The organism is Erythrobacter fulvus (genome assembly GCF_028595285.1).
In the GTDB taxonomy this organism is placed as follows: Bacteria; Pseudomonadota; Alphaproteobacteria; order Sphingomonadales; family Sphingomonadaceae; genus Erythrobacter; species Erythrobacter fulvus.
The window spans coordinates 39651-51964 of the sequence record NZ_JAQQXQ010000012.1 but is presented as its reverse complement, the minus strand read 5'-3'; the positions used below and the strand labels follow the sequence as shown (position 1 = coordinate 51964).

Below are 12314 nucleotides of genomic sequence, written 5' to 3'. Positions count from 1 at the left end.
GCCGTCGCTGAAGGATCGTGAGAAATCGCCACTGCGCCCTTGATCGGCAGCGCGGGGTGAGGGATGGGCGCGCCGCCTTGCGCCGCTCCTTAACCCGTCATCAGTCGATATGATAGCGCCTCGGCGATATGGGCGCGGCCCACGGTCGGTGCTTCGGCGAGGTCGGCGATCGTGCGCGCGACCCTGAGCATTCGCGTATAACCGCGTGCGGACAGCCGCAGTTTCTCTGCGGCCTGCAGCAGCAGTTTGCGGCCAGCTTCGTCCGGGGTGGCATATTGTTCAAGCCGTTCGCCTTCCAGCTCGGCATTCGAGCGCACACCTCTGGCCGTTTGATGGCTGCGGGCTGCGGCGACCCGGCGGGCGACCTCGGCACTGCCCTCGGCCGGGGGAGGCAGCGCCATATCCATTGCGCTCACCGCTGCGACATGCACATGCAGGTCGATCCGGTCGAGCAACGGGCCGGACAGCCGCCCCTGATAATCGCCGACGCAACGCTGATACTTGTTGCAGTTGCGCGCTGGATCGCCGGCATAGCCGCAGCGGCACGGGTTCATTGCTGCGACCAGCTGCACCCGCGCGGGGAAGGTGACGTGGGCATTGGCGCGGGCGACATCGACCTGTCCCGTCTCCAGCGGCTGGCGCAGCGAATCGAGCACTGGGCGCTGGAACTCGGGCAGCTCATCAAGGAACAATACGCCGAGATGCGCGAGGCTTACCTCTCCGGGGCGCACTTTCAGGCCGCCGCCGGTAAGCGCCGCCATGCTGGCCGAATGGTGCGGTGCGCGAAAGGGCCTGGCGCGGCTGATCCGCCCGGCCTCCAGCGTTCCGGCGACCGATTGCACCATCGATACCTCGAGCGCATCGGCCGGGGCCAGTTCGGGAAGGATGCCCGGCAGACACGACGCGAGCAGGCTCTTCCCCGATCCCGGGGGGCCGACCATCAGCAGGTTATGCCCGCCGGCCGCTGCAATCTCGAGCGCGCGCTTGGCGGTTTCCTGCCCCTTCACCTGTTTCAGATCATTGCCCGTCGCCGCATCGGTTACCGCGCCGCGTGGCGGCTCTTCGAGCACGAGACTGCCCTTGAGGTGCCCAAGCAGGCTGACGAGATCGCGCGGGGCGAGCACCGGCACCCCGCTCGCCCAGCGTGCTTCGGGGCCTTGCTCGGCGGGGCAGATCAGCCCTGCGCCCGCCTCACTGGCATGCAAGGCAGCGATCAGTACACCGGGGCTGGCAACAACCCGCCCATCAAGCGACAACTCGCCCACCGCGATCCAGTCACCCAGCTGCTCAGCATCGGTCACGCCCATCGCGGCGAGCAGCGCCAATGCGATCGGCAGGTCGTAATGCGATCCGTCCTTGGGCAGATCGGCGGGTGACAGATTGATCGTGATCCGCTTGGGCGGCAGCGCCAGCCCCATGGCCGCCAAAGCCGCCTGCACCCGTTCCCGGCTTTCGCTCACCGCCTTGTCGGGCAGGCCGACGATGGTGAAGCGCGGCATCCCAGGGGCGACCTGACATTGCACCTCGACGCTGCGCGCCTCCAGCCCGAGATAGGCAACCGTTCTTACCAGCGCGACCATCTGCAACCCCCTGACCCCGCCCTTCGGAATGCGATTGTGCAGGCTTAAGAGAGGCTTGTCGAGCGCCTTGGGAACGGCGCTAAGGAGTTTTTAAAGCATAAATCTTGGCAATTTCGGAAGGCGCGCGGGGCGATTATCGCCAGCATGAACCGCGCCTTTGCCCTGTTGCTTGCCGCCTTCGCGCTGTTGTTGCCCGCGGTGCCTGCTGTGGCACAGTCGGGCGCGCGGGTGGTGGCCAGCGTTAGCTGGGTGGAGGAATGGGATCCGGCGACAGGACAATGGGTGCGGGTCGAGGACAGCGCCGACACGATGCCGCCGCCCGCCTATCAGGCCGCGACCACCACCACCGTGACACGCAGCGGCGCAGTAACGATCACCGAAACCGTTGTTCAGGAGCCGGTGCGCTTCATCGCACGCACGCCGCGCGCTGTGCCAGCCCTTGCGGGGACTGCGCAATATGGTCCCTTCCGCGTGCTTGACCCGAAACGTGCGGCGCTGGTCGATTCGACCGATGCCGCCAGTCCGGCAGCTTTCGCGGCGATGCTGGCGGCCAATCCCGGGCTGGAGGTGATCGAGTTTCTCGATGCCCCCGGCACCAGCAATGACCTTGCCAATCTTGCGCTGGGCCGCGCAATCCGTGCTGCGGGGCTGGCCACGCACGTGCCGCGCGGCGGATCGGCGCGTTCCGGCGCGGTCGAATTGTTCCTTGCCGGCACCCGCCGCAGCATGGATCCGGGCGCGCTTTTCGCGGTGCATTCGTGGCGCGACGAGGCAGGCCGCGAGCCCGCCGACTTCGCCCCGGATGCGCCGGAAAACCGGCTCTATCTCGATTATTACGCCGAAATGGGGATGAACGCCGGGGAAGCACGGGAATTCTATGCGATGACCAATTCGGTGCCGCATGCCGGGGCACTGTGGCTGAGTGGTAGCGAAATGGCGCAGTGGGTCGCAGCGCAGGCCGAACCGCGCGGCCGGTCGGTGCCGGATTTGCCCATGACATTATTGCTCGCCGCAGTGCCCGCCGTTGAGGCGATTGGGGAAAGTGCGCGCTCGTCAATTGCGCTGGCATTGGCCAACATTCGGCGTGCCGCACAACCGCGGCTGGCTTATGCCGATCCCGGCGCTATGCCGCTGGCCCTGCTTGACTCGGGTCGGGCTTTCCCATAAGCGCGCCTGCCTGATCCCGGCTGCCATGCGGTAGCCGTGCGCCGGACTGCCGGCTCCAGTTTTTCGAGGATGATATGAAGCGTACCTTCCAGCCCAGCAATCTCGTGCGTGCCCGTCGCCACGGTTTCTTCGCGCGCAAGGCGACCCCCGGCGGTCGCAAGGTGCTTCGTGCCCGCCGCGCCCGCGGCCGCAAGAAGCTTTGCGCGTGATTTTTTGCGCACCCGCCTCCGCGGGTGCGACATCCTCGCTCACACGGCCTGAAGGCCGCGTCGCTGCGGGCGGCCGTTCGGCCTTGCGGGCTCCCTTTGGGAGCCCGTTTGTCGTATTCTGACAGCAATGATCTCGGTTCTTACGAAGCGCGCGGATTTTCTTGCGGCCAATTCCGGTCTGCGCAATGCCCGCACCGGGTTCGTTCTGCTAACCCGCCCGAATGACGGGCAGGGCATCCGCTACGGGATCACCGTCACCAAGAAGATCGGCAATGCGGTGGTGCGCAACCGCATGAAGCGGCGCTTTCGCGAGTTGCTGCGCGCGGCGCTCCCGACACAGGGCCTGCCCGATCACGATCACGTGCTGATTGGCCGTGCGGGCGGGGTGGAGCGCGATTATCACACCATGGCCGAGGAACTGGACAAGGCGCTCGAACGTGCCCGTGAAGGCAAGGGCGATCCGGCCGGCGGACGTCGCCCGCGCAAGGGAAACCGGCGCAGGTGAAGCACATCCTCATCCTTATCGCGCGGTTCTGGCAGATCGGTCCGTCGCGCCTGTTGCCTCCCACATGCCGCTATGCACCATCTTGCAGCGAGTACGCGATCCAGGCGATCGGAAAGTATGGCGCGCTCAAGGGTGGATGGATGGCGTTTAAGCGGCTAATGCGCTGCCACCCTTGGGGCGGGCACGGTCACGATCCGGTTCCTTAGGGTACTGGAAACGGGACCGTCGTAACCCCATAATACACTTCTCGTCGCATTTTCGCGGGGCAATATCTTGGACAATCGTAATCTTCTCCTCGCCGTCGTGCTTTCGGGCCTGCTCATTCTCGGGTGGGATCTCGGGATGCGGTTCTTCTATCCCGAAGCCTCGCTGACCGCGCCGATGGATGCGGCAGAGCCGGCCGCGCAAACCAGTGCCGCCGGCGCGCCTGACACGGTCAAGGTTGCCTCGGATCTCGGCAGCGACGCCAAGCCTGCGCAGAAGGTCGATCTTGCTGCGGCGCTCGCCAGCCCCGACCGCGTGGCGATCGACACGCCGCGCATTGCCGGTTCCATCAATCTGGTAGGCGCGCGGATCGACGATATCGTTCTCAAGGATTACCGTCAGACGGTTGCCAAGGATTCGGGCCCGGTACGCCTTTTCGCACCAGAATCGACCCCCGATCAGTATTTCGCCGAGTTCGGCTTTGTCACCGGCGGTGCGCGTCAGCCCTCGAACGCGCGGTGGCAGGCCGACGGCGCAAAGCTGACGCCCGAGACGCCCGTTACGCTGACCCGCACCGATGCAAGTGGCATCACCTATACAATCCGCTTCACGGTTGATCAGGACTACATGATCACCGCCGAGCAAAGCGCCACCAACAGCGGCACCAACGCAGCGATCATCCAGCCTTTTGCGCTGATCAAGCGTACCGACAAGAACGCCACGCCCGACCAGTTCATTGCCCATTCCGGACCTGTCGGAGTGTTCGGCGGGACGCTGTGGGATCCGCATTCCTACAAGGAAATGGCCGAAATCGGTCGCGAGACGCCGGAAGGCGCGCCCAGCTGGCTCGGATTTACCGACCAGTACTGGCTCACCGCACTGGTGCCTGCCAAGGGCAAGGCCGACAATGCAGGCTTCCGGTCGCTCGGCAATGATCTGTTCCGCTCCGATCTCATTTATGCCGCTTCGACTGTCCCCGTTGGCGGCAGCATCAGCCAAAAGACCGGCCTTTATGCTGGAGCCAAGGAAAGCCAGATCCTCGACAAGTACGAGGACAGCGGCATCACCTATTTCGGCAAGGCGATCAGCTGGGGCTGGTTCGAGATCTTCGAAAAGCCGTTCCTGTGGCTTCTGCGCATCCTGAACGGGCTGGTCGGCAATTTCGGGGTGGCGATCATCCTGCTGACGGTGATCATCCGCGGTCTGATGTTCCCGATCGCGCAGAAGCAGTTCGCCAGCATGGCGGCGATGAAGGCGCTCCAGCCGAAGATGAAATCGATCCAGGAGCGTTTCAAGGACGACAAGCAGCGCCAGCAGCAGGAGATCATGAAGCTCTACAAGGACGAGAAGGTGAATCCGCTTGCCGGATGCCTGCCCTTGGTGATCCAGATCCCTATTTTCTTTGCGCTTTACAAGGTGCTGGTGCTGGCGATCGAGATGCGCCACGAACCCTTCGTTTTCTGGATCAAGGATCTTTCCGCACCCGATCCGGCGCATGTGCTCAACCTGTTCGGCATGCTGCCTTATGACGTGCCGGGCTTCCTTGCGATCGGGCCGCTGGCGATCCTGTTGGGCATCACCATGTGGCTGACCTTCAAGCTTAACCCCAGCGCGATGGACCCGGTGCAGCAACAGATGTTCTCGATCATGCCGTGGATCCTGATGTTCGTGATGGCACCCTTCGCGGCGGGCCTGTTGCTTTACTGGGTGACCTCGAACCTGCTTACGCTGGCGCAGCAGAGCTACCTCTATTCGCGGCACCCGCAGCTGAAGGCAGCGAGCGCGGCGGCGGACAAGGCGGCCAAGGGATAGCGACATGGCCGACCCCGATGATCAGGCCGCCCGCGAGGAGATGGCATCAAAGCTGTTTTCCGGTCCGGTGGACTTCCTGCTGTCCGCGCCGCAGCTGAAGTTCTTGCCCGACCCGGCAGTGCCGGAAATTGCTTTTTGCGGGCGCTCGAATGTCGGCAAGTCCTCGCTGCTCAACGCCCTGACGGGCAGGAAGGCGATCGCGCGCGCCTCGGTGACTCCGGGGCGCACGCAGGAGCTCAATTTCTTTGATGTCGGCAGGCCCGAGGAAGAGGGCGCGCTGCCGCTGTTCCGGCTGGTCGACATGCCGGGTTACGGCTTTGCCAAAGCACCTTTGAAGGTCGTCGAGAAGTGGAAGTCGCTGGTGAACAGCTATCTGCGCGGGCGGCAGGTGCTGGCCCGCACGCTGGTGCTGGTCGACAGCCGCCACGGGCTGAAAGACGTTGATCGGGCGATGATGAAGATGCTCGACGAAGCCGCGGTAGGTTACCGGATCGTCCTGACCAAGACCGACAAGATCAAGGCGAGCGAACTTGAGGCGGTCGCCGCGAGCACCGCAGCCGAGGCCAAGAAGCACGTCGCCGCACACCCCGACCTGCACCTCACTAGCGCGGAGAAGGGCATGGGCATCGCTGCCTTGCGCGCTGCAGTGGTGGCCGACGCGCTGGGAGAGGGCTGGGCGCCCTAGGCCGCCGCCCGGTAACCGGGCCCGCGAATAAGCTGTCCCGGCCTTGCGCCAGTCGATTCATCGAAACGCCGGATCGCCTCACCCGCAACGAACGTCGCCTCGTAGCCGGTGGCGCGCTGATGCAACCGCCGTCCGCCGGCCGGGAGATCGCGCACGACTTGCGGCAGATGCAGGGTCAGGCGGTCTAGGTCGATGACATTGAGATCGGCCCTGCCGCCCACGCGCAGCGTCCCACGATCATGCAGGCCAACCGCACCCGCCGCCTTCCAGCCGAGCATGTGCACCGCCTCGGCCAGATCGAGCTTCAGGGGGCCGTCACCCTTCACGAACTGGGTCAGCAGATAGGTTGAATAGCTGGCGTCGCAGATCGCCCCGTAATGCGCTCCGCCATCGCCAAGGCCGGGGACACAATGTGGGTGGCGCAGCATCTCATGCGCGCTGTCGAGCGTCGCGTTTTCGTAATTGCCCAGCGCTGCAAGAAACAGCCCGCGCCCTTCGGTCTCCAGCAGCCGGTCATAGGCGACCTCCTGCGGCGTGCAGCCCCGCGCGGCGGCCTGACCGGCCATGCTCGTATGTGCAGGCGGCGCGTAATCGGGCGGATCGTCGAGCGGGAACAGCCACCGCCAATTGCGGGCCAACTCGTTGAAGGGATGACCGGGCGTGAAATCCTCGCTGATCAGCGCTGCGCGCAGGGCCGGATTGCGCATCGCGGCGACTTGCTCGGGAATCGGGAGGTGTGCGATTTTCTGCCAGCTCGGACACAGCACGAAGGGGTGCACCGTCAGTTCAAGCCCGGCAATGAGGCCTATCGGGCGCGGCATTACCTGAGCATTGGCTATGCCGCCTTGCGCATTGGTTCGCTCAAGCATCTCCAGCACCCGCCGCCAGCGCGGCGGTGCATCATTGCCCGATGCCAGCGTGAAGGTCGCCGGGCGTCCGCTGGCGGCGATTACGCGTTCGATCACCTGATATTCCCGGTCCCACCCGACAAAGGCGTCGAGTACCACCTGGAAGGTGCCCGCTCCCGCATCGGCCATGCCGCGGGTGATCGCTTCGAGCTCGGCAATATCGGTATCGAAGGTGGGGATCGCCTCGCCATCGGCGGTCTTGTGGATCGAGAGCCGCGAGGTGGCAAACCCGATTGCCCCGGCGCGCATCGCCTCTTCGGTCATGCGGCGCATCAGCGCCAGATCATCTTCCGTCGCAACTTCGCGCGCCGCGCCGCGTTCCCCCATTGCATAGACCCGCAAGGGAGAGTGCGGAAGATAGGCGGCAACGTCGATATCGCGTTTTCCCGCGGCGACGGTATCGAGATATTCGGGGAAGGTTTCCCAGTCCCATGGCAGGCCTTCGGTCATGACCACGCCGGGAATGTCCTCGACACCCTCCATGACGTTGATCAGCATGTCGTGATCGGCCTTGCGGCAGGGTGCGAACCCGACGCCGCAATTGCCCATTACCGCAGTTGTCACGCCGTGCGAGGATGAGGGCGAAAGTTCCTCTGCCCAGATGCACTGGCCATCATAATGCGTGTGAACGTCGATGAAGCCGGGAGTGACGATCTTGCCTTTGGCATCGATTTCGTCGGTGCCGCTTCCGTTAACCTCGCCGATTGCGGCGATCCGCCCGTCACGAATGGCGACATCGCCTTCGATCAGATCGCCGCCCGTGCCGTCGGCAATCTTGCCGCCGCGGATCACCCAGTCATATTCGGCGCCCATCGCCTATTCTCCCCCGAGCAGCTTCAGAAGCCCGCCGATCAGCGAGCCTAGCACGAAGATATAGATCGGCGGCATCGAGATATAGAGCGGGATCAGCCGCTTCTCCGCCGCCTTGTGATAGCCCAGCGCATAGAGCACGCGCATCGGTGGCCAGATGATCCCGATTGCCGCTGCCCACAGCGGACTTACGGTAAAAGCGAAGAGCCACAGACCGGGCAGGAACAGCACCAGGTGTTCGAGCGTGTTCTGGTGCGCGCGCACATAGCGTTCGTATTCCTCGGGGCCGGTATGGGCAGGCGGCGCAATCTTGAAGCGACCGCGGGCAATCCCCGCCATCAGCAGCGTGAAGTAATAGGCCAGCAGCGCCAATGCGCTGACGATTGCCACATAGAGGTATTGATCCATGCCCTCGCGCCGCTCCATTTACCCGATCGACGATGAGGCTGCCGCAGGGCAGGGCGCTGCGGCAACTGCCACTTTTGCGCCGTCAGTCCTGCGTCAATCATTGCGGGTGGCAGCAAGATCCTCGCAGAAACGCCGGGTCCAGGCCTGCACGTTATCGTCCCTGATCGTGCCGATCATCACATCATAGCGGGCCTTGCGTTCCGCCTGCGGCATGTCGAGCGCCACTCTGATCGCATGTGCGATGTCGTCCGGACTGTAGGGATTGACCAGCACCGCGCCCGCGCCTTCCGCCGCGAGCTGCTGCGCCGCCCCTGCAAAGCGCGATAGAATCAGCACACCCGGATCATCCGGGTCCTGCGCCGCGACATATTCCTTCGCGACGAGGTTCATCCCGTCGCGCAAGGGCGTGACCAACCCGATCTTGGCAGCGCGGAAAAAGCCGTAGAGTTCGGCGTGCGAATAGCCGCGGTTGACGTAGCGGATCGGCACCAGATCGACTTCGCTACGTGCCCCGTTGATCTGCCCCGTCTTCTGTTCGAGCAACATGCGGATCTGCTGGTAGCTCTGCACATCCTCGCGGCTCGGTGGCGCGATCTGGATGAAGACAAGATCGCGCACCCTGTCGGGGTGTTGATCGAAGAACCGTCCGATGCCGTCGATGCGTTCAGGCAGACCCTTCGAATAGTCGAGCCGGTCGACGCCGATCATCGCTGTGCGGTGGCGAGTGGAATCAAGCAGGCGCTGTTCCGCTGCGCGCGCCTCGTCGCTTTCGCCCTGTGACTGGAAGTGGTCCCAGTCGATCCCGATGGGATAGGCCCGCGCGATGGTGGTGCGCCCTTCGAACATGATCGCACCGCTGTCCTCCTCGACCTCGGCGCCCAGTTCCTTGCGGCAGTAATGCAGGAAGCTTTCGCGCCATTCGTCGGTCTGGAAGCCGATCAGATCATATTCCAGCATCGTGCGTACCAACCGTTCGTGGAACGGCAGTGAAACGAACAGGCGCGTCGGAGGCCATGGGATGTGGAGGAAGAACCCGATGCGGTTGGCAATGCCGCGCGCACGCAGCCGTTCGCCCAGCGGCAGCAGGTGATAATCGTGCACCCAGATCAGGTCGTCGGGTTCGATCAGAGGGGTCACGCATTCGGCGAAGCGTTCGTTGACCCTTTCGTAGCCCTTGCCGGTCTCACGCTCGTATTGCGTGAGATCGAGCCGGTAGTGGAACAGCGGCCACAGTGTCGAATTGGCATAGCCGTTGTAATATTCATCGACGTCGCGGCTCGACAGGTCGATGGTGGCGGTGGTGACGCCGTCATTGCGCTGCAGGTGGATGTTGTCAGCCGCGCTTTCGCTTTCCTGTCCCGACCAGCCGAACCAGATACCGCCATGTTGTTTGAGCGCGGCATTGAGCGCACCTGCCAGCCCGCCCTGCGCGCCCGCTACGCCGCGCGCCTTGGGCACGGCCACACGGTTCGAGATGACAACCAGCCGTTCTATCGGACCTCACTCCATGGTTTGGACAACAGTCCCGCACAATTGATGACGCCGACCAGCGAATAGGTCTGCGGGAAATTGCCCCACAATTCGCCATTATTGTAGTCCAGATCCTCGCTCAGCAAGCCCGAGCGGGTGGTGTGGCTGAGCATGGTGCAGAACAGACGCCGCGCCTCCTCGCTGCGCCCGGCCAGATGCAGCGCTTCGATCAGCCAAAAGGTGCATACGTTGAAAGCGGTCTCGGGCGCGCCGAAATCGTCCTCGGCGGCATAGCGAAGCATGAAATCGCCGCGCCTGAGCTGCTTTTCGACCGCGGAAAATGTGGAAAGGAAACGCGGGTTGTCGGGTGCGAGGAACCGCAATTCAACCATTTGCAGCAGGCTTGCATCGAGATAGTCGCTTTCGAAGCTGGCGCCGTAATGTCCGCCTTCCTCGCCGTTTTCGACCCACGCTTCGGCTTCGATCGTTGCGCGGATGGTATCGGCGCGGCTGCGCCACAGCGCGGCGCGTTCATCCTTGCCGAGCCAGTCGGCTGCCATCGCCAGCCGGTCGCACGCGGCCCAGCTCATCACCGCGGAATAGGTGTGGACTTCCTGCCGCGTGCGGAACTCCCACAGTCCGGCGTCGGGCTGGTCGTGCATTGCGAAGGCCATCTCGCCCACCTGCTCAAGGCTTTCGAAGTCGCGCTCGTCGGCGATGCGCAGCAGGCGGCGATCGATAAAGCCCTGCACCGTAGGCAGCACGATCTGGCCGTAACAGTCGTGCTGGATCTGCTTGTAGGCGGCGTTGCCGCGCCTTACCGGTCCCATCCCGCGATAGCCTGCGAGCCACGCCGCCGTGGTCTCGTCCAGCTCGCTTTCGCCCATCACCGAATAGAGCGGCTGGATCTGTCCGCCCTTGGCATTGTCGACGATGTTGCGCAGGTAGGCGAGATACTTCTCCAGCACATCGAGCGCGCCCAGACGGTTGAGCGCCTGCACAGTGTAATAGGAATCGCGGATCCAGCAGTAGCGGTAGTCCCAGTTGCGTTCGGAATGGGGCGCTTCGGGGATCGAGGTGGTGAGCGCCGCGACGATCGCGCCGGTCTCCTCGTGCTGGCACAGCTTCAGAGTGATAGCACAGCGGATCACCTCTTCCTGCCATTCGAATGGCGTGGCGAGGCTGCGCACCCAGTTCTGCCAGTACTTACGGGTGGCCTGCTCCATCCGGCGGATTTCCTCGCGCAGGTTGCCGGTGAAGGGTTCGTCCGGGCCGAGGAAGAAATGCAGATCGTCCTCGACCCGGAAGACGCGCTGTTCAAGGATGTAGCCGATCGGCGCGTCGGTGCTGAGCCGCAGGGTCTCGGGGCCGACCAGGTAGCGGATGTGATTGGTGCCGTGGGTCGTGTCGGCAACGTGCGCGCCGTAGCCGTGCAGCGGGCGCAGAACCACGCGGATGCGGGGATTGCCTGCGACCGGGCGCACGATCCGTCCGATCGCCACGGGTCGGTACATCCGCCCCTTGTGTTCGTAGCGCGGGCAGAAATCGAGCACTTCCACCGCGCTGCCGTCTTCAGCTTCGAGCCGGGTGACGAGGATCGGGGTGTTGCGAATATATTCCTGCCGTGCGCTGACCTGTCCGACCAGTTCGAACCGCCAGATGCCGGCATCGCGCTGTTCGCCATTCAGCAGCGAACAGAACACCGGATCGCCATCGACCCGCGGTACGCAGGACCATGCAATGGCGCCCTCCCGGTCGATGAGGGCGCTGACCTGGCAATTGCCGATCGGCCAGAGTTCAAGGTCGGGGGTCATAACTCCAGCCACGCGTGCACGTCCTTTACCTTGGCGAGGGAATAGCTTGCGGCGGACGAAGCACGCTCGCCCACGGCGATGCCGAAGCCGCCGAGCCGGGCGCAGGCGGCAAATCCGTCCTCGTCAGTCACATCGTCGCCGATGAACACCGGCCTTGCCCCGGCGAATGGCGGGCGTCCGGCAAGCAGATCGACTGCGCCCCCTTTGTCCGCGCCGGGCCAGACCAGTTCGATAACGCATTTGCCGCTCTTGGTGGCAAGTCCGTGTCCGGAGGCGAGGTCCGAGGCGAAGCCGTGCGCCTCTTCCTCCAGCTCGGGCCGGGCGCGGTAATGCAGTGCGCCGCCATGGGCCTTGCGCTCGTAAAGCAGGCCGTTGGTGCGAGCGAAATCGTCCAGTGCCTCGGCAACCTTGGCAGGCAGTGGTTCTGCTTCGCGCAGGACAGTGCCGCAGGGCGCGAGCACATGGCCACCATGCGATCCGGCAAGATGCAAGGGGAGCGGGCCAAGGAAGGATTGCAGGTTGTCGATGCCGCGACCGGTCACCAGCGCTGCCGCGCCCTCCAATCGCGTGGCGAGCTGCTGCAACCCGGCTCCCAACCGCTCCGACACGGCAATCGCACCCGGCCCCGCAGCGATCTCAACCAGCGTTCCATCGAAATCAAGGAACAGCGCCAGAGGTCCTTCCGCCAGCAGGCTTGCAAGCGAGGGCGGAGCAGGAAGGCTGGTGCGCGTTTCCATTGACA

At 64.2% G+C, this 12314-nt stretch carries 12 protein-coding genes; 6 read left to right on the top strand and 6 right to left on the bottom strand.

The window, feature by feature from the left end; translation table 11 throughout:
* Positions 1-89: 89 nt before the first annotated feature.
* On the bottom strand, positions 90-1580 hold the full coding sequence (locus OIK40_RS13650) for a YifB family Mg chelatase-like AAA ATPase (RefSeq protein WP_273678903.1): 1491 nt from the start codon (positions 1578-1580) through the stop codon (positions 90-92).
* Positions 1581-1724: 144 nt separating this feature from the next.
* Here OIK40_RS13650 and OIK40_RS13645 point away from each other — a divergent pair, with 144 nt between their 5' ends.
* The 6 genes from OIK40_RS13645 (at position 1725) to yihA (ending at position 6162) form a co-directional block, all read left to right on the top strand.
* Entirely contained in the window at positions 1725-2747 is a 1023-nt protein-coding gene (locus OIK40_RS13645) for a hypothetical protein (protein WP_273678902.1), read from the top strand.
* Between the two features lie 74 nt (positions 2748-2821).
* On the top strand, positions 2822-2956 hold the full coding sequence (rpmH, locus tag OIK40_RS13640; protein WP_057884309.1) for a 50S ribosomal protein L34: 135 nt from the start codon (positions 2822-2824) through the stop codon (positions 2954-2956).
* Positions 2957-3083: 127 nt separating this feature from the next.
* Complete coding sequence (gene rnpA, locus OIK40_RS13635) at positions 3084-3461, top strand: ribonuclease P protein component (protein WP_273678901.1); 378 nt, start codon at positions 3084-3086, stop codon at positions 3459-3461.
* Positions 3458-3667 (top strand): membrane protein insertion efficiency factor YidD, encoded by a 210-nt coding sequence (gene yidD / locus OIK40_RS13630; RefSeq protein ID WP_273678900.1) that lies wholly within the window; start codon positions 3458-3460, stop codon positions 3665-3667. The genes rnpA and yidD overlap by 4 nt, the downstream gene beginning before the upstream one ends.
* A gap of 67 nt (positions 3668-3734) precedes the next feature.
* Positions 3735-5477, top strand: a complete 1743-nt coding sequence (yidC, locus tag OIK40_RS13625; protein WP_273678899.1) for a membrane protein insertase YidC — start codon at positions 3735-3737, stop codon at positions 5475-5477.
* Positions 5478-5481: 4 nt separating this feature from the next.
* Positions 5482-6162 (top strand): ribosome biogenesis GTP-binding protein YihA/YsxC, encoded by a 681-nt coding sequence (gene yihA / locus OIK40_RS13620; RefSeq protein ID WP_273678898.1) that lies wholly within the window; start codon positions 5482-5484, stop codon positions 6160-6162.
* Here yihA and OIK40_RS13615 read toward each other — a convergent pair.
* The 5 genes from OIK40_RS13615 to otsB all read right to left on the bottom strand — a co-directional run bounded on the left by OIK40_RS13615 (position 6159) and on the right by otsB (position 12309).
* Complete coding sequence (locus OIK40_RS13615) at positions 6159-7883, bottom strand: N-acyl-D-amino-acid deacylase family protein (RefSeq protein WP_273678897.1); 1725 nt, start codon at positions 7881-7883, stop codon at positions 6159-6161. The genes yihA and OIK40_RS13615 overlap by 4 nt on opposite strands.
* A gap of 3 nt (positions 7884-7886) precedes the next feature.
* Positions 7887-8288, bottom strand: a complete 402-nt coding sequence (locus tag OIK40_RS13610; RefSeq protein WP_273678896.1) for an MAPEG family protein — start codon at positions 8286-8288, stop codon at positions 7887-7889.
* Between the two features lie 93 nt (positions 8289-8381).
* Positions 8382-9782, bottom strand: a complete 1401-nt coding sequence (locus tag OIK40_RS13605) for an alpha,alpha-trehalose-phosphate synthase (UDP-forming) (protein WP_273678937.1) — start codon at positions 9780-9782, stop codon at positions 8382-8384.
* On the bottom strand, positions 9779-11572 hold the full coding sequence (locus OIK40_RS13600; RefSeq protein WP_273678936.1) for a glycoside hydrolase family 15 protein: 1794 nt from the start codon (positions 11570-11572) through the stop codon (positions 9779-9781). Before OIK40_RS13600 ends, OIK40_RS13605 begins: the two co-directional genes overlap by 4 nt.
* Positions 11569-12309: a trehalose-phosphatase gene (otsB, locus tag OIK40_RS13595; protein WP_273678895.1), complete on the bottom strand. Its 741-nt coding sequence runs from the start codon at positions 12307-12309 to the stop codon at positions 11569-11571. Before otsB ends, OIK40_RS13600 begins: the two co-directional genes overlap by 4 nt.
* Between the last annotated feature and the right edge of the window lie 5 nt (positions 12310-12314).

Coding starts and splice junctions, on each gene's coding strand:
- OIK40_RS13650 (WP_273678903.1), bottom strand. CDS start 1,580: ATGGTCGCGCTGGTAAGAACGGTTGCCTATCTCGGGCTGGAGGCGCGC.
- OIK40_RS13645 (WP_273678902.1), top strand. CDS start 1,725: ATGAACCGCGCCTTTGCCCTGTTGCTTGCCGCCTTCGCGCTGTTGTTG.
- rpmH (WP_057884309.1), top strand. CDS start 2,822: ATGAAGCGTACCTTCCAGCCCAGCAATCTCGTGCGTGCCCGTCGCCAC.
- rnpA (WP_273678901.1), top strand. CDS start 3,084: ATGATCTCGGTTCTTACGAAGCGCGCGGATTTTCTTGCGGCCAATTCC.
- yihA (WP_273678898.1), top strand. CDS start 5,482: ATGGCCGACCCCGATGATCAGGCCGCCCGCGAGGAGATGGCATCAAAG.
- OIK40_RS13615 (WP_273678897.1), bottom strand. CDS start 7,883: ATGGGCGCCGAATATGACTGGGTGATCCGCGGCGGCAAGATTGCCGAC.
- OIK40_RS13610 (WP_273678896.1), bottom strand. CDS start 8,288: ATGGATCAATACCTCTATGTGGCAATCGTCAGCGCATTGGCGCTGCTG.
- OIK40_RS13600 (WP_273678936.1), bottom strand. CDS start 11,572: ATGACCCCCGACCTTGAACTCTGGCCGATCGGCAATTGCCAGGTCAGC.
- otsB (WP_273678895.1), bottom strand. CDS start 12,309: ATGGAAACGCGCACCAGCCTTCCTGCTCCGCCCTCGCTTGCAAGCCTG.